The 17,398-nt window shown below is 38.9% G+C and carries 17 protein-coding genes; 8 read left to right on the top strand and 9 right to left on the bottom strand.

All coding sequences use genetic code 11. From position 1 onward, the window contains the following. Positions 1 to 29: 29 nt before the first annotated feature. The 4 genes from ATE92_RS00070 to ATE92_RS00085 all read right to left on the bottom strand — a co-directional run bounded on the left by ATE92_RS00070 (position 30) and on the right by ATE92_RS00085 (position 4,890). On the bottom strand, positions 30 to 2,636 hold the full coding sequence (locus ATE92_RS00070) for a T9SS type A sorting domain-containing protein (protein WP_100801762.1): 2,607 nt from the start codon (positions 2,634 to 2,636) through the stop codon (positions 30 to 32). A 244-nt stretch (positions 2,637 to 2,880) separates the two neighbouring features. After that, positions 2,881 to 3,471 carry a TIGR00730 family Rossman fold protein gene (locus ATE92_RS00075; RefSeq protein ID WP_100801763.1) on the bottom strand — a complete coding sequence of 197 codons (591 nt, stop codon included), beginning with the start codon at positions 3,469 to 3,471 and terminating at the stop codon, positions 2,881 to 2,883. Further along, positions 3,464 to 4,321: a peptide chain release factor N(5)-glutamine methyltransferase gene (gene prmC / locus ATE92_RS00080; RefSeq protein WP_100801764.1), complete on the bottom strand. Its 858-nt coding sequence runs from the start codon at positions 4,319 to 4,321 to the stop codon at positions 3,464 to 3,466. The genes ATE92_RS00075 and prmC overlap by 8 nt, the downstream gene beginning before the upstream one ends. A gap of 83 nt (positions 4,322 to 4,404) precedes the next feature. Beyond that, positions 4,405 to 4,890 carry a GNAT family N-acetyltransferase gene (locus tag ATE92_RS00085; protein WP_100801765.1) on the bottom strand — a complete coding sequence of 162 codons (486 nt, stop codon included), beginning with the start codon at positions 4,888 to 4,890 and terminating at the stop codon, positions 4,405 to 4,407. 152 nt (positions 4,891 to 5,042) lie between these two features. On the opposite strand from ATE92_RS00085, the gene ribD reads away from it, so the two are divergent. From ribD to ATE92_RS00100, 3 genes are read left to right on the top strand one after another with little or no spacing between them, the layout of a single operon-like run. Next, complete coding sequence (gene ribD / locus ATE92_RS00090) at positions 5,043 to 6,095, top strand: bifunctional diaminohydroxyphosphoribosylaminopyrimidine deaminase/5-amino-6-(5-phosphoribosylamino)uracil reductase RibD (RefSeq protein WP_198515576.1); 1,053 nt, start codon at positions 5,043 to 5,045, stop codon at positions 6,093 to 6,095. After that, entirely contained in the window at positions 6,092 to 6,964 is an 873-nt protein-coding gene (locus tag ATE92_RS00095; RefSeq protein WP_100801767.1) for a DMT family transporter, read from the top strand. Before ribD ends, ATE92_RS00095 begins: the two co-directional genes overlap by 4 nt. Then, a complete protein-coding gene (locus tag ATE92_RS00100) occupies positions 6,964 to 7,581 on the top strand; it encodes a YigZ family protein (RefSeq protein ID WP_100801768.1) in 618 nt (205 codons plus the stop codon). The genes ATE92_RS00095 and ATE92_RS00100 overlap by 1 nt, the downstream gene beginning before the upstream one ends. Before the next feature lie 5 nt (positions 7,582 to 7,586). Here the strand turns inward: ATE92_RS00100 and ATE92_RS00105 are convergent, their stop codons facing one another. Beyond that, the gene (locus ATE92_RS00105; protein ID WP_100801769.1) at positions 7,587 to 7,985 is read right to left on the bottom strand and encodes a thioesterase family protein; all 399 of its coding nucleotides are present in this window, start codon (positions 7,983 to 7,985) and stop codon (positions 7,587 to 7,589) included. Between the two features lie 206 nt (positions 7,986 to 8,191). On the opposite strand from ATE92_RS00105, the gene dnaA reads away from it, so the two are divergent. From dnaA to ATE92_RS00125, 4 genes are read left to right on the top strand one after another with little or no spacing between them, the layout of a single operon-like run. Beyond that, positions 8,192 to 9,619 (top strand): chromosomal replication initiator protein DnaA, encoded by a 1,428-nt coding sequence (dnaA, locus tag ATE92_RS00110; RefSeq protein WP_100801770.1) that lies wholly within the window; start codon positions 8,192 to 8,194, stop codon positions 9,617 to 9,619. Positions 9,620 to 9,658: 39 nt separating this feature from the next. Further along, complete coding sequence (locus ATE92_RS00115; RefSeq protein ID WP_100801771.1) at positions 9,659 to 10,111, top strand: low molecular weight protein-tyrosine-phosphatase; 453 nt, start codon at positions 9,659 to 9,661, stop codon at positions 10,109 to 10,111. Between the two features lie 50 nt (positions 10,112 to 10,161). Continuing rightward, positions 10,162 to 11,550: a PQQ-dependent sugar dehydrogenase gene (locus ATE92_RS00120; protein WP_100801772.1), complete on the top strand. Its 1,389-nt coding sequence runs from the start codon at positions 10,162 to 10,164 to the stop codon at positions 11,548 to 11,550. Positions 11,551 to 11,559: 9 nt separating this feature from the next. Beyond that, a complete protein-coding gene (locus ATE92_RS00125) occupies positions 11,560 to 12,273 on the top strand; it encodes an SAM-dependent methyltransferase (protein WP_100801773.1) in 714 nt (237 codons plus the stop codon). Between the two features lie 6 nt (positions 12,274 to 12,279). Here the strand turns inward: ATE92_RS00125 and ATE92_RS00130 are convergent, their stop codons facing one another. The 4 genes from ATE92_RS00130 to dapF form a co-directional block, all read right to left on the bottom strand. After that, the gene (locus ATE92_RS00130; RefSeq protein ID WP_100801774.1) at positions 12,280 to 12,924 is read right to left on the bottom strand and encodes a peptidoglycan-binding protein LysM; all 645 of its coding nucleotides are present in this window, start codon (positions 12,922 to 12,924) and stop codon (positions 12,280 to 12,282) included. Between the two features lie 345 nt (positions 12,925 to 13,269). After that, positions 13,270 to 14,313 carry an endolytic transglycosylase MltG gene (gene mltG, locus ATE92_RS00135; protein WP_100801775.1) on the bottom strand — a complete coding sequence of 348 codons (1,044 nt, stop codon included), beginning with the start codon at positions 14,311 to 14,313 and terminating at the stop codon, positions 13,270 to 13,272. Between the two features lie 145 nt (positions 14,314 to 14,458). Next, positions 14,459 to 14,983, bottom strand: a complete 525-nt coding sequence (locus ATE92_RS00140; RefSeq protein WP_100801776.1) for a GNAT family N-acetyltransferase — start codon at positions 14,981 to 14,983, stop codon at positions 14,459 to 14,461. After that, positions 14,980 to 15,753, bottom strand: coding sequence for a diaminopimelate epimerase (gene dapF, locus ATE92_RS00145; RefSeq protein WP_100801777.1), 774 nt, complete (start codon positions 15,751 to 15,753; stop codon positions 14,980 to 14,982). Before dapF ends, ATE92_RS00140 begins: the two co-directional genes overlap by 4 nt. Before the next feature lie 135 nt (positions 15,754 to 15,888). Here dapF and ATE92_RS00150 point away from each other — a divergent pair, with 135 nt between their 5' ends. Further along, a complete protein-coding gene (locus ATE92_RS00150; RefSeq protein WP_100801778.1) occupies positions 15,889 to 17,283 on the top strand; it encodes a trypsin-like peptidase domain-containing protein in 1,395 nt (464 codons plus the stop codon). The last annotated feature ends 115 nt before the right edge of the window (positions 17,284 to 17,398 follow it).

Raw genomic sequence — 17,398 nt, forward strand, 5'->3', positions numbered from 1 at the left:
GCGGTCTTTTCAAATTATAAAATAAAAATTTACTCTTTGATAAATCGTTTTGTCACTGCCAAACCTTCAGAAACAAATCGTACAAAGTACATTCCTGAAGCTAAGTTGGACACGTCGATTGTTAAATTATCCGAATCAGGATCGATTGTTTTAATAACGGTTCCGAGTGATGAAAACACTATAATCTCATCAAATTTCATATCCAGCATTTCGATTGTTAAATTAGATGTTGTTGGGTTTGGGTGTAATTTTATGGCCTCACTTGCATTTTCAGCAAACGACTTTACAACATCTCTATTGGCGGGTTCATTTGATCCAGCCAATGCATTATCACCGGTTATAATTACCTGATCGAACCAAAGTTGATCGTTATTGGATGTTCCGGCATTTCTAAATCTTATTCGGTTATTTGAATTAAAACTATAGGAACCGGAGTTTAACGTGATGTTTCCATTAAAAAATGTCCCATTGGTGAAATGAGTTCCACTTATGTATTGACCAATAGTCTGGTAGGAAGTTCCGTCAAAAAATTCAACAAAAAAGGATTTTCCATTTTCCATTCCACTTGAATTTGTGTGAAATTCTATTGAAACCTGAGTGTTTCCAGAAAGATTCAAGCTAGGCGAAACTGCATTTGACGTTGAAGAACCATCTCTAAGACGAATCGAATAGGAACCTTCATACGAGTTTGAAGATTGCTGTCTGGCACAATCGTTACCTCCATCTATCCATCCATCTAATCCGGTTTCAAAATAGTAGGCAGCAATTTCTCCGGGGTTCCCACCACCTCCTGCTATGGTCGTAAATGTTGTATTTGCACTTCCTGAAGTGTTGCCCGCAGCATCCTGTGCATTTACCGAAGCACTATATTGAGTTAAGGGAGCAAGTCCGCTAACATTAAAGCTAGTAGTAGCAGAGGTTCCTACGACACTTCCATTAATTGATATATTATAGTGATCTACACCTACGTTATCTGTAGAAGCGTTCCATGATAATGTAGCTCCCGAGGCAGTGATGTTACTGGCCGTTAAATTAGTTGGTGTTGAAGGAGGCTGTGTATCGGCCGGTCCGGCTTCAATTTGGAAGACTCCAACTACTCCTTTTCTTCCACTTTTATAATATTCATTTATAAACCAAAAAGTACTATCATCAGACGGGTCCACATCTATCTTACTATAGTCACCATAACGTGTTCCCGGAATTTTTCCGGTTCCGTTAGAAATAAGCTCTTCCGCGCCGGTCATAGTTCCCAGCGGATCTGTGCTTAATCTTCCTGTAAAATAAGAACTTATATAAACGGTTGATGGTGTTGTTGGTCCTGACATAGAAGTATAACCCATTCCAATATTTCCTTGGCCGTCCATTGCCAAACTTGCATGCCATGCATGTCTTCCATCGGGAGCTGTATAGGTTCCTTCCTGATACAAAGACCAGGGCTGATTATCACTGCTTTGACGGAATTCATACCAACGTATTCCGGCGAGTTCTTCAGAACTAGCGTCTGTATCGACTACAAAATTAAACACGGCCGAATTATGAGTGGCAAATTTTCTGAATTGCGCTTGATTCATAATGGTTGCTTGTAGGGCGTCCACATTTATGGGTCTTCCACTGCCAGGCTGTCTTAAATTGGAAAAACTTCCATTGTCAAAGACACTTATAAAGGGAGTAGTAGTAATTTGTTGGGCCGACGATATTGTCGAATTGGATGTATTTGCCCAATCTACATTGATTGTCCATAGCTTAATATGATCTGTAGTTACTCCATTCCACGCATTGTCCTGCATGTAAATCACTGTGGCACCCCCAGCTGCTGGTAAATTGTCATCTGTAACGTTTAATACTTGCGGACTAAAAAATCCACTTGTAACAAGTCCAGGGAGATTAAATCCTTGAATTTTCGCACTTGGACTTCCCGCTAACATTGCAGATCGTTCCAATGCCCATACTTTGTTTGAGCCGCTAGTGTTTTCAGTAATATAATAGCCATCACTCCAAACCGAAAGCTTTTGATAATCTTGAATTGCAGCGATATTATAAACATACCAACCGGCTGTTAAGGGATTTGGTCCATCCGACACAGCTATTTGAGCGCCACTTCCTAAAAAAGTAAGCACCCATCTGTCGGCTGCATTATCGTAAGAAGCTGTTAAATCGCAACAACCGCCCGATGGAAAAATTGCAGGATTGGGAGATGTTTGCCCTAATAATTGATTACCCGATTTATCATAAATAGCAAATCCGGTATTAAAAACCACCATAACATGATTTGGTCCCACTGCTAGTGATGGATCGGTAGGCTGAGAACCCGAAGTATACGCATCAAAAACGAGACTTGCAGGTGCCATACGAACGCTTTGTTCCATTTCGTTTCGGTTTCGAACAAAAAAATCATTTTCGGTCTGGGGATCTTGACCCGAAACGATTTGATTGGCGATTGACCTTTTATCTTTTGCTTCCTTTTCTGAATTATCAGATGGTGTAAGATCATTAAGTCTTGATAGCATTGGAGTTACATATTCTACCGAGGAGACGGTCCCAGAATATACAGCCTTAGCTACCACATTTTCCTGCGCATGAATTGTCCATGAAAACACGGCCAAAAACATAATAATAAGTAGTTTTTTAGTTATCATTTTTATTAAGTTAGATGTTAATAGTTGTTCAATGTACAATTTAAAATAAATGAAACCCCAGATGCAGTTTACTTTTCGATGAAATACAATAAGGCTTCAAAATTGAAACTTATTTTTATTGCAAATAGATCGCTATTAAAGAACTAACGTAACTATAGTATATACGGAGTACTCAATGATCACGACTCATTACTCGTGTGATCATGTATTAAATTTATTAGATTCTTGTTATAAGTATTGAAGTTTACGTACGGTCTTCATTTAACCAATTAGGAATGTTGGGAGCTTTAAAGTCGGTCATTTTTTGAAGTAATCCGGATACCGTATTATCCACCTGTAGCAATTCATAATTTTCCATGGATACAAATCCTTTTCGCACCATGGTTTCCAGTAGTTGTAACAAATCGTTGTAAAAACCGTTGCAATTTAATAACCCAATTGGTTTGGTATGCAGCCCCAATTGCAACCAGGTTAGCATCTCAAAAAGTTCTTCCAGAGTACCAATTCCGCCGGGCAAGGCAATAAATCCGTCACACAATTCGTGCATCTTCAATTTGCGTTCGTGCATGTTTTTTGTAGTGATAAGTTTTGTAAGTCCTAAGTGGACGACTTCCTTTTTCTTTAAAAACCCCGGAATTACTCCAATTACATTACCGTTTCCTTCAAGAACGGACTTTGCCAGCGTCCCCATCACTCCAATTTTAGCAGCCCCATATACCAGGGTGATGTTCTCCCGTGCGAAAAGAGTGCCGAGTGATATCGCCATATCGGTAATTTTCTGGTCATTTCCGTCACTGCTTCCGCAGAAAACACATATTTTATTAAGTTTAGGCATTGAGTGTAGCTTTAATCATACGATACTTTTCAAAAATGTCTTTTTTCAATTCAACTTCTACAAAACCTTCCAGCTTCAAAAGTGACATCATTTCCTCACTAAGATACTCATTAATCTCCAAGAAAAGGAATCCTTTGGGCCTTAAAGACTTTTTTGCAAAGCGTGCAATATGGCGGTAAAAAAGTAAAGGGTCTTCATTAGGTACATATAAGGCCGTTTTAGGCTCGTATTGTAAAACATTGGGTTGCATTTCCCCCTTTTCAAGTTCACGTACATACGGCGGATTGGAAACTATAAAGTCATATTTGTGTGCTTCGTTTGTTGCTTGCAGTATGTCCCGCTGAAAAAAATCTACTTCAACCTGATTGTCAAAAGCGTTTTGCTGCGCCGTTTGAAGTGCTTCTGAAGAAATATCCAATGCCGAAATAGTGCTTTCCGGCAGGTGTTTAGCCAAAGCTATTGCAATGCATCCCGAACCCGTTCCAATATCCAAAATGGATTTTGGTTTCAGTTTTTGAGTTTCAACGGTAGCCAGAATCCATGCAACCAATTCTTCAGTTTCCGGGCGTGGAATTAGGGTATTCTTATTTACCTTGAAAACCATTCCGTAAAATTCGGTTTCCCCCAGAATGTATTGAACGGGTTCATGATTCTTGAGGCGATGTATTGCTTCGGAAAACTTCAAATTGGCTTCTTCGGAAACTGTTTTTGTCCCTTCCAAAGCAATTTCTAACCGGGTTAATTTCAGAAAAGCTTCCGATAATAAGACAAAAAAAGACTGTAGCTCCTCTTCGGAGTATAGTCCCGAAAGTTTTTGTAGAAAATCGTTTTTTAAGTCTGAAATAGTCAATGACTGGATGGTTAGATTTTTAAATTGTTGGATTGTTAGACCCGCCCGAACAAGTTCGGTACGGGCAGGTTGTTGGATTCTAGTTATAGTGTTTTAATCATATGAACCCCGCAGGCATAATGTCCCGTATCACCCATTGCGCCTTCCAAATATTCGAAACCGTACTTTTTATATAATTTCTGTGCAGCTTCCATATAGGACATCGTTTCTAAATAACAATGTTCGTAGCCCAAATCCTGCGCCGCTTGTAAGCAGGTATCGATCATCTTGGTTCCCATTCCCCTGCCTCGAGCCTCAGGAAGAAAGTACATTTTTTGCAATTCGCATACTTTCCCGTCGTAATTAGCAAGTTGGGCTACGCCGCCACCACCAATTAGCCTGCCGTTTTCTTCCAAAACAAAATAAGCAGCACCCGGTACATCGTAATTTTCGTACATGGCATTTAGGGATACATCGGCATAGGCAGAACCTATTTTCGGCACTCCGAAATCTTCCAAAACAGAGCGGATAATTTTGGCAATTTGCACATTATCCTTTTTTTCAATGGGTCTAATTATTGGGCTGCTCATCTAACTATTTACTTGTATTTTTGCGATGCGAAACGAAAATTCAGAAATTAAATTATTTCTTTGTAAAGGTAGAATTTTAAATTCTGAAATTGCAACTAACATATCAACAACTGTTCAAAAAAAAGCTTTGCAAAAAGGAACATAACTGACGTTTGAATCTACACGAAAAATATATGAAACGCTGCCTGCAATTGGCTGCTAACGGACTTGGAAGTACGTATCCCAATCCGATGGTAGGCTGTGTTGTGGTTTATGACAATCAAATTATTGGCGAAGGCTGGCATTACAAGGCAGGTTTACCGCACGCCGAGGTAAATGCAATTACAAGTGTTGTAAATAAAGACCTATTGAGGGATGCCGTTTTATACGTTTCTCTGGAGCCTTGCAGTCACTTTGGAAAAACCCCACCTTGTGCCGATTTGATTATTTCCAGTGGTATCAAGCAGGTTGTTATTGGCAGTACCGATCCCAATCCGAAAGTCGCCGGCAGCGGAATAAAAAAATTAATCGCTGCAGGATGCGATGTGGTGGTTGGCGTTTTGGAAGAAGCATGTGATGAGCTAAACAAACGATTTTTTACCTATCATCAACAACACCGCCCTTATATTTTTTTGAAATGGGCACAGACTCAAGATGGATTGATAGCCCCTTCTGAAGCAAATCGTTCTGAAGAAAAGGAACCGGTTTGGATTACAAACAACAATTCAAGACAAAGAGTACATAAAATGCGGGCCGAAGAACAATCCATATTGGTTGGAACAACTACCGTGTTGCGGGATAATCCGAGTTTAACTACGCGTGAATGGACGGGTCCATCCCCTGTTCGCGTTGTATTGGACCGAAACTTACAAATTCCGAAAACCGCTTCAGTTTTTGACGGAAGTACAAAAACCATCGTCCTCACAGAGCAGTCGCATGTCAACAACGAAACTTTATACTACGAGACCATAGATTTTTCCGAAGGGATTTTAAATCAAATTTGTGATGTGCTTTATAAACATAAGATACAATCTGTGATTGTGGAAGGGGGTGCGGAAACGCTTCAAACATTTTTAGATGCCAACTGCTGGGATGAAGCCTTTGTCTTTACGGGAAATGTGAAATTTGGAGAAGGAGTTACAGCTCCGATGATTTCAGGTAGCCTGATTTCAGAAGAAAAAATAGGTAACGATACCTTACAACACTTTAAACCTACACGCCGGTGATTTATTTAGTCCTAAGCATTTTAGCTTCTGTTGTAATTTTTACAGTCTTTAAACTTTTCAGCAGGTACAATGTAAATATCATGCAGGCCATCGTGGTCAATTATGTGGTTGCCTGCACCTGTGGCTTGATAGCTTATAAAAACCCGATACACTTTTCTGAAATCACGACCCTCCCATGGTTTTATTATACTGCTGCTTTAGGGGCTTTGTTTATCACGGTGTTTAACCTTATGGCTATCACCACTCAGCGCAGCGGACTTTCGGTGGTTTCGGTCGCTACCAAAATGAGTTTGGTGATACCTATTGTTTTCGGATTACTTTACTACAAAGAAAGCCTGGGACTTTTAAAATTTGTTGGAATTGTATGTGCTTTGCTCGCAGTTTATCTTGCTTCTATTAAATCGAAGGACGGGCTGGTAATTAAGCGGAGTAATTTAATTTTTCCATTACTGGTTTTTGTGGGAAGCGGGATCATTGATACGAGTATCAAATACCTGGAGAATTCGTTTGTTGCCGAAAATGATGTCCCAATATTTTCAGCTACGGTATTTGGTTCGGCTGCAATTATAGGAATACTTATTCTCGTTTTTCTAGCGCTCCGCGGAAAGCTAAAGCTTCAGCTAAAAAATGTGATAGGGGGAATCGTTTTGGGGATTCCTAATTACTTTTCGGTTTACTTTTTGGTAAAAGCATTGCGAAGCGATTTGCTGGATAGTTCAGGCATATTTACAGTCAACAATGTTGCAATAGTTATGATTTCTACCCTAGTAGGCATTTTACTTTTCAAGGAAAAATTACTTCCAAAAAATTGGATAGGAATTCTGTTAGCGGTGCTCAGTATCTTTTTGGTAACCTTATCCGGACTTTAATGGATATAGAAAAAGACACGTACAAAACTATAACAAAGCCCGGTAAAGAAGTCTTGTTTAAAGACAGGGGGAGTAAGTTTTTTGGGGTTGCCTATCCTGTTACCACCGAAGACCAAATAAAGGAGTATTTAGAAAATCTAAAAAAAGCACATTACAATGCGCGCCATTGGTGTTATGCATGGCAATTGGGAAAAGAGTATGAGAGCTATAGAGCCAATGATGACGGGGAGCCTTCAAACAGTGCGGGAATGCCAATTTACGGTCAGCTGCAGTCGTTCGATGTTACCAACGTGCTGGTTGTGGTAGTGCGTTATTTTGGCGGAACGAAGTTAGGAGTAGGCGGCTTGATTCAGGCGTATAAAACAGCTGCTCAAATGGCATTGGAAGCTTCAAGAATTGTGGAAAGAACGATCGATGAGGAATTTTTATTGAAATTTGACTATCCCGAAATTAATACCGTCATGCGTATTGTAAAAGATGAAAATCTTTTGGTTACTTCTCAAACAATGAATCTGGATTGTGAACTGGTTATTTCTGTTCGAAAAAAGGATTCGGAACGCATTTTTCAACTCTTTGAAAATATCTTTAAGGTGGGCATCAAAAAAATTGAAATTTAGTTTAACTAATCTTCCAGTTTCTTCAACAAATAATCGGGTGCCTTTTGCAACTTCTTAGTAGCACTGTTTACGAATACCAAAGTGGTGGAGGCAGTAATTAAAAGTTGGTCTGCTGCATTGTGGATTTCATAGTCAAACTCAATTTTAAATGTAGGAATTTTCCTTAACTTAGTGGTTATCAGTAATATATCGTCGTAATAAGCAGGAGCCTTATAGTCTATGTTTAAATTTACCACAGGTAAATGTATATTATTCTCCTCCATCCATTTGTAGGAAAACCCCAATTCACGCAGCCATTCAGTTCTTCCCTGTTCTAAAAATTGAGCGTAATTTCCGTAATAAACTATACCCATTTGATCGGTTTCTCCGTAACGAACTCTTAATTTTGTAAGATTTTTTTTCAAATTTTTAGTATTTAAAGGGGAACTTTTTTTGTAGCTTTGAAGTAGGTACAGTATGCGAAAAAAAAAACTACAAATTCAATACCCTTTCTATTTTTTTTTTCAGTTATTTGTTCACATATTTGCAATGTTAATAAAATGTTAGAGGAAACACTTTTTCTCCATTTTTATTAGTATCATTTAACTAACTAATACTTCAAAATTCTCTTATGAGCAAAACTGCGGAATCGGTTTGGAAAAATTGTTTGTCCTTTATAGAAGATAACATCACTTCGCAAGCATATAAAACCTGGTTCGAGCCTATCAAAGCAGTAAAACTTACAGATAATGCTCTTAGTATTCAAGTTCCCAGCAAGTTTTTTTACGAATGGTTGGAAGAACATTATGTGAAATTATTGAAGGTTGCCCTTACCAAAGAATTAGGTACTACAGCAAAATTAGTGTACGTTATCAAAATGGAAAATACCTACGGTAACAAACAACCCTTTACCGAGAAAATTCCGAGTTCGAATAGAAGTCAGGTGCAATCTCAAGAGGTTGATGTACCGTTAAAAAATAAAAGTCCGGAGCTTAAAAATCCCTTTGTCATTCCCGGAATACGGAATGTAAAAATAGAATCACAGCTCAACCCCAATTACAATTTCGACAACTTTCTGGAAGGCGAGTCCAATCGCTTGGCACGATCTGCAGGAATGGCCGTTGCCAATAAACCCGGAGGTACATCTTTTAATCCACTGTTGGTTTTTGGAGGTGTTGGATTGGGGAAAACACATTTGGCGCACGCCATTGGTGTTGAAATAAAAGATAAATATCCCGAAAAAACAGTTTTATATATTTCTGCCGAAAAATTTACGCAACAGTATATCGAATCGGTTAAAAAGAACAATCGGAATGACTTTATACACTTCTATCAAATAATAGACGTACTTATTGTGGACGATATCCAACTGCTTTCGGGAAAGGCAGGAACTCAGGATGTCTTCTTTCATATTTTTAATCATTTACACCAAAACGGGAAGCAGGTTATCCTAACGAGTGACAAAGCTCCTGTTGATATGATAGATATTGAGCAACGCCTATTATCTCGTTTTAAATGGGGACTTTCGGCCGAATTGAATCACCCCGATTACGATACGCGTGTTGCTATTATTAAAAATAAATTATATCGGGACGGTGTCGAAATGCCCGAAGATATCGTAGAGTTTTTAGCAAACAATATCAAAACAAATATACGTGAGTTGGAAGGTGCTATTATTTCATTAATTGCCCATTCCTCCTTCAACAAAAGAGAAATCACTATCGATCTTGCCAAAAAGATCGTAGACAATTACGTAAAGCATACAAAACGTGAGGTGTCTATCGATTACATTCAGAAGGTAGTGAGTGAATACTTCCAGATGGATGTAGACACATTGCAGTCGAAAACCAGAAAGCGCCATATTGTGCAAGCCAGGCAATTGGCCATGTTTTTCGCCAAAAAATTGACCAAGGCTTCCTTGGCTTCTATCGGGTCACAGATTGGGCAACGCGACCACGCAACCGTGCTGCATGCTTGTAAAACAGTAGATAATCTGTCAAGTACCGATAAACAATTCAGGAAATACGTAGAGGATCTCAATAAAAAACTGACCCTATAATTTCCTTTTACCGTATATTTTCTTCAAGATTTACTTTTCATGAAAACTAAAGTTTTAATGGTTTGCCTCGGAAATATTTGCAGGTCGCCATTGGCCGAAGGTATTTTAAAATCGAAGGTAGATTCGAATAAAGTGGAAGTAGCCTCCGCCGGTACAGGTGGTTGGCATGTGGGAGAACTCCCCGATCCCCGTAGCATTTCAATTGCAAAAAAACACGGTTTGGATATTACAGACCAGCGCGGTAAAAAATTTTCTACCTACGATTTCGAAATCTACGATCATATTTTTGTGATGGACAACTCGAATTTTAGGGATGTGATTCAATTGGCTCAAAACGAAACTGAAAAACAAAAAGTACAGCTCATACTCGATGAAATTTTTCCGGGTGAGAATGTGGATGTCCCCGACCCCTACTACGGAGGAGACTTCGGCTTTGAAAATGTCTTCCAGATGTTAAACGATGCCTGTGAGAAAATAGCTCAGCGGTTATAGTTTTATTATTGAGGGGTTTTCAGTACCTTAGTAGTTACCAAAAAAATGCCATGAAAAAATATATCCCTTACCTAGTATGCCTGTTCTTTATTGCTACTCTTCAATCCCAGACAGTTGAGCTTAATCTTTTTGCAAACGGATTTAACTCTCCCGTCGATTTGCAAAATGCCGGTGATGAACGTCTATTTGTAGTAGAACAAGGAGGACGAATTAAGATTTTAAATCCCGACGGAACCACCAACCCTACTCTTTTTTTAGATATCTCAATCTTGGTTTCCAACGGAAGTGAACAAGGACTGTTGGGCTTGGCCTTTCATCCCAATTATGCCAACAACGGTTATTTCTATGTGAATTATACAAAAACAAATGGAGATACGCGTATCGCCAGATATTCGGTAGATCCGGCAGATCCTGATATCGCATTATCAGGCTCCGAACTAACTATAATCGATTATGAACAGCCTTTCAGCAATCACAATGGAGGTGGTATTGCCTTTGGTCCCGACGGCTATTTATACATCGCCAGCGGTGATGGAGGAAGCGGAGGTGATCCCGGAAACAGAGCACAAAACACCACATTGCTGTTGGGAAAATTATTGCGTCTCGATGTTGATAATCCTGAAGCTCCAAACAATTACGGTATTCCGGCCGACAATCCTTTTGAAGGAAGTATTAATGATGCCGAAGAAATTTGGGCCTATGGATTGCGAAATCCATGGCGATTTTCATTTGACAGTCTCAACGGTGATATATGGATTGGAGATGTGGGTCAGGGAGATGTTGAAGAAATAGATCATGCCGGTTTAACTGAGGCGGGTCTCAATTACGGATGGCGATGCTATGAAGGCTCTGTTCCTTACAACACCGCAGGATGTCCGGATCCTGGTTTACTAACCTTTCCTGTTACCGAATATTCATCCGGAACCGGAAGCGGCAACTGCTCGGTGACCGGCGGACGAGTTAATAGAAGTCCGGACTGGCCGGACGAATATGGAATTTACTATTTTGCAGATGTGTGTAGCGGAAGGATTTTTACCTATGATCTGGCAACAGATAATTTGATAAATCACGGGAGCTTTAACGGTTCCTGGGTGTCATTTGGAGTTGATAGTAATGAACAAATGTATATTGTGGACATTGGTGGCAGCATTTATAAAGTGGATGGAACAACAGTAATAATAGGCACAACCGATTTTGACGAAGCATCCATAGTAATGTTTCCCAATCCGGCTACTGATAACGTTACCTTCAGTACAGCGGAAGATAAAATTATTTCTATTGAAATTATGGATTTGAAAGGAAGTGTTCTTTATTCTGAAAATAATAGCAATACTTCAGAAAAAAATATTTCAACCTCGGGATACTCTCCGGGAATATATTTGGTAAAAGTTACCACCGAAAGCGGTGCGTTGAGCATTAAGAAATTGGTGATCAATTAATGTGTTTCAATGAAGCTTAAAAAGGGTAATCTCTATCTAATACCTTGTACGCTCGGTGACACTTCTCCATTTGAAGTACTGCCATTATTGGTAATAAAGGCGGTGGAACATATAGACCATTATATTGTTGAGCATGAAAAAAGTGCCAGACATTTTATAAAAAGTATTGTTCCGAAAAAGTCGCAACCCGGTTTACATTTTCAGCTTATAAATAAATTCACCAATACGGAAGAAATTCCGGCCATGTTAAGCCCCTGCTTCGAAGGCTATGATGTGGGCGTGATATCGGACGCGGGATGTCCCGGTATTGCCGATCCCGGAGCATCCGTAGTGGAACAGGCACACTTAAATGGTATTAAAGTTGTACCATTGGTTGGACCTTCATCCATTTTAATGGCCATGATGGCCAGCGGATTTAACGGGCAGAATTTTGCATTCAACGGTTATCTTCCTATTGATAAACGGGACAGGAAGGACGAAATAAAACGATTGGAAAAACTATCCTCGGAAAGTAATCAATCTCAGCTTTTTATTGAAACTCCCTACCGAAACAATCAGATGTTGGAAAGTCTAACAGCGGTATTGCATGACGACACAAGACTGTGTATTGCCTGTGATATAACGTTGCCAACTGAATTTATAAAAACAACAACCATTGCCCTCTGGAAAAAAATAAAGGTGGATCTTAATAAAAGACCCACCTTGTTTATTATTCAGAAATAAAATTTTTTATATCGCCCTGGCTTTTTTGTTTGCCTTTATAAAGGAGGTATCGTATCCCGAAAATTTCTTAAGATAATAGCGTATTGAAGTGCCATTTGCATCGGCAAAACCTTCAGCGCCTTCACTTCTCAAGAATTTTTTCACATTACCGGCGCCTGCTAAATGAGCAGCAGCCAAAATTCCCGATTCGGTAATATATACACCACCAATTGTACGACCTTTATATCGCTTAATATCCTTGCGCAAGATCCATTTGTTGCGAGAAGTATAGGCTTCAAAAGCCTTTTCCTGCATATAGGTGTCTTCAAGAAAATTTTCCGAATTTTTAATCCCTATCATTTGCAAAGTTGCTTTTGCAAACTGATACTTACCCATATAACCAAATTGGTTTATGATAGCATAATCACCTCTCGATTCTTTAAAGCCCAGAGCTTCCTTAAAACCCACATAAGTTTTTCCTAAAAATAAGTTGTAGGAAACAGGTGATGTTCTCAATTCAATAAGATCAAATTCATTGGGAACATTAAAGCAAAGTTCCATGCCATTTAATCTGTAATGAGAAAGGTCCATTCGTTTGTTAAACGAGAAACCTGTTGCAACAAAAAACGCAACGAGCAGTAAAACGGTAACGCGTAAATGACTTTGTTTCATTATTTTACAAAATTTCGGGGTAATTTCTTACACCTTAGATTTTAGCCTGCAAAAGTACGGCTTTTTTTAAAGATTAACTACCCAAGTAGTTAAATATTGTTAAAACGTCAATAAATTGGGTTAATATTCTAATTTCTTTAACAATTTGTTAATACAATTTACAAAAAAAGCTGTCTGTTTTTCAAAAGGAAGTAGGGAGTAATTAACAAAATTTTTAAAGTATAAAATTGCTGAAGATTTGTGAAAAGGTGAGATAAATGGAAGTCAGAACCCACCCGAAAGAAAAGTCACTTATAATTTTGTTGAAAACCTATTGCAATATAATCGTTGACAATGAGGTATTTATTATCTATTCACCCCGTTGGCATTTACCCATCGCACATATTCGGCTTTGTTTACATTGTGTTGGGCATACGTTTTAGCGAATTTATGATATCCAAAGTTGGTAACATCGGCTACAAAATAATAATAATCGTGTTTTTCGTAATTAAGTACACCATCTATGGAAGTGATATCGGGCATTGCAATGGGACCGGGTGGTACTCCCGGATATTTATAGGTGTTGTAGGGTGAGTCAATTTCCAAATCGACATACAAAACACGTTTTATAATCTGATCAAAGTCTTTTTCTGCTCTCTTTTTGGCATATATAACTGTAGGGTCGGCTTGTAGGAGCATTCCCGTTTTTAGTCTGTTGATATAAACACCGGCAACACGAGGGCGTTCCTCAACCTTGGCAGTTTCCTTTTGAACAATGGCTGCCAAGGACAACACCTGATCTTTGGTGAGATTAATAGCCTTTGCTTTTTGTAACCGTTCTTCGGTCCAGAACGCGTTGTATTCTGTACGCAAACGATTGCGAAATCCTTCGGCTGAAGTATTCCAATAAAACTCATAGGTGTTGGGAATATACATCCCCAATGCGGTATGCTCATTGAAACCGGTATCCTTCAGAAAGGTTGTATCCCGCATGGCTTCAAGTAAAGAAATACTATCAGCTTCTATCTGATTGGCAATTTGACCCGCCAGATTTTCTAAGCGTTCCTGATTGTTAAACTTCACCTTTATAGGAATGTTCTTGGATCGTAAGGTATTTACAATATCGTTATTGTTCATTCCCTTGGTGATGATAAAATGCCCCGGTTTTATATTGGCCGGATAACCTTTTCTATTTGCAACCGCTTCAAAAGTAATTGGGTTGTCTATTAAGGGGCGTAATTCGTCTATCACATCACTAAAGCGAGAACCCGTGGCTATATAAACATGTGCCTCTTCATTATTAAAACCTGTATTTGAGACAAATACACTACTGTATACAAAGTAGGCGAAGGCAGCCATGGCAACCAATCCCAGCAGTACAATTCCCCAAATAATTTTTTTTAAATACATGCGATTGCGATTTACGATTTACGATTTACGATTTACGATTTACGATTTACGATTTACGATTTACGATTTACGATTTACGATTTACGAAAAAAGTAAAAGTTAACACTTAACCGGTAAGAATATCATTCTTTTTTATCAATTTCTTTTAACGAAGTAATTGAAAAAGCAGTTCGTTTTTGTAGGATCCTTCCGAAAGAATCCAGTCTTTTTTTACGCCGGATTGTACAAAGCCTGCCTTTTCAAACAACACGATACTTCCTTTATTATCTTCCGTAATATTGGCATAGACCTGGTGCATATTTAAATGCGTAAAGCAATAATTACAGATAAGCTGCAACGCTTCGCACGCAAAACCTTTTCGTCTGTTTTCTTCTCCAAATACAACTATTCCCACTCCTACCTTATTGTGTTTAGGGTCAAAATCGAACAAATCGACAAACCCTAACGGACGTTCTGATGCTGTCATACAAATTGCCAATCGCAATTGTTTTACTTCATAAATATCACGATGAGCATTCTCCAGATACTGTTTTAAAACGAATTTTGAATACGGAGTTGTTGTGTTACTAACTTCCCAGACCTCTTCGTCGTTCTCCAAAATATACAGGAAATCTAAATCGGTTGGCTCCAACGCACGTAGTATAATCTTTTTTCCGGTTAATGTTTTCATGACCAGGTTCCTTTATAAACCTGTACTGCCGGTCCTATTAAATATATATTTTCGTATCCCGAGGAGGTCTTGGTAAATGTTACGGTAAGGATTCCACCCGGTGTCTGCAATTGTACCTTATTTGCTGAAGCTATACCTGTTTCAAACAATGCAATTGCCACGGCAGTAACTCCTGTCCCACAGGATAGCGTTTCATCTTCCACGCCTCTTTCGTAAGTACGTACGGCGAAAATGTCATCTTTAATGGCTTCCACAAAATTTACGTTGGCTCCTTCTTTTCCGTAGAGATCATTCCGCAGTCTTCTTCCTTCAGAAAAAACATTGAAAGTATCTAAATTACTGACAATTTGTACATGGTGCGGAGATCCTGTATCGAGAAAAGTATAACCATCGGCAACAGAAACAAAGGGAACATTGTTCATTTTAAGCGATACAATGTCATTATCAATAGTCGCTTCATGCATTCCATCTACTGCTTCAAAAACTGCCTTCTTATCAATAATATTTAGATATTTTGCAAAATGCGTAATACAGCGTCCACCATTCCCACACATGGAACTTGGGTTGCCATCGGCGTTGTAATATACCATTGTAAAATGAGCCGTAGGATGCTTTTCCAGCAGGATAAGGCCATCTGCTCCTATGCCAAATTTGCGGTCGCAAAGCTGTGCCACCAATTTGGTATTATTTTTGGGGAATACTTGCAGACGATTATCGAGTATGACAAAGTCATTCCCGGTTCCTTGATATTTAAAAAAGCCGAACTCCATGTAGGCAAAGGTATGAAAAGCCGCGGCTAGTTTCGTTTTTTTAAGGTTGTTAAAAGCACGTTAAATATGAAATATTCATAAAATAGAATCGTCTATTAATAAGTTAAGTAATGTATAATGTAAAGTAATATTAAGATGAAACAAACACTTCGATTATTTATGGTCGCCGCTCTCGCCGGCATTTTAACATTGGGAGGTTATAAACTTTTTGTTGAATCAAATGACGTTTCAATAATTTCTGAAACAGAAACCCCATCGTTTATCCCCGTTAATTATTCGAATAATGCTATGTCCTCTGCCGGTATCGATTTTACAGAAGCTGCCGAAAAAACAGTGAATGCGGTTGTTCACGTAAAAAACAAAACTATTACCACCCAGCCCAGAAGTATGATGGAATATTTTAGCGGAAGAGGTGTTCCCAGAGAGATGGTGGGCTCGGGAAGTGGCGTAATTATCTCCGCCGATGGATATATTGTAACCAACAATCATGTGATTGCCAATGCTTCGGAGTTGTCTGTCACCCTCAATAATAATAAAACCTACAGTGCCGAATTGGTGGGAACCGATCCAAAAACCGATATCGCTTTAATTAAGTTGAAGAGCAATGAAGAGTTTCCTTATGTACCTTTCGGGAATTCCAATGATGTAAAATTAGGCGAATGGGTACTGGCCGTAGGGAATCCTTTTAATTTAACTTCAACAGTAACTGCCGGAATTATTAGTGCCAAAGCTCGCGATTTAAATGAATTTGACGGCAATCCGCAATCCTTTATACAAACCGATGCGGCGGTAAACCGTGGTAACAGCGGAGGTGCCCTGGTTAATACCCGGGGAGAATTAATTGGGATTAATACAGCCATTACTTCCGAAACCGGATCGTATGTGGGTTACTCCTTTGCTGTGCCGTCTAACAATGCTCGAAAAGTGATTGAAGACATTATGGAATATGGTAATGTACAACGCGGAATTCTGGGTATTACAGGAGGTACTTTAAATTCGGCTGTGGCCAATCAGATAGGTGTAGATGAAACCGAAGGTGTATATGTTGGTGGCGTTGAAAAAGGAAGTGGTGCCGAAAAAGGAGGTCTTAAGGAAGGAGATATTATCACAGAATTGGATGGATATAAGGTGAGTAAATTCTCCGATCTTTCGGGCTATTTAGGATCCAAGCGCCCTAACGATGTGGTCGATGTTACCGTATTGCGAAATGGAAAGGTAAAACACATTCCTGTAACCCTAATTAAGTTGGAAACATTGGAAATTGACGATTTAGGCCTGGAAGTAAAAAATGCAAACGCTTCCGAGTTAAATAATCGTGGCCTTTCAAACGGAGTTATTGTAACCCGACCCATTACCCGTGAAATGTCACAGTACAACCTAACCGGGACTGTAATTACCAAAATAAACGATGAAAACGTAAACAATATAGACGATGTACGGCGCATTATTAGTAATAGGGATTACAACTCCCCTATTAAAATGACCTTTGTGGATAATCAAGGACAATTAAACTCGTTCATCTTCAGGTAGTCTGTTTCTTTCTGAAGAAGATACCCCTCTTTAAATCAATTTTATAGAGGGGTATTTATTTTTACAAATATGCTTCAGTAGGATACAGGAAATAGTTACTTTTGCAAAAAATTTT

This window comes from Ulvibacter sp. MAR_2010_11, from assembly GCF_002813135.1.
Taxonomy (GTDB): Bacteria; Bacteroidota; Bacteroidia; order Flavobacteriales; family Flavobacteriaceae; genus Altibacter.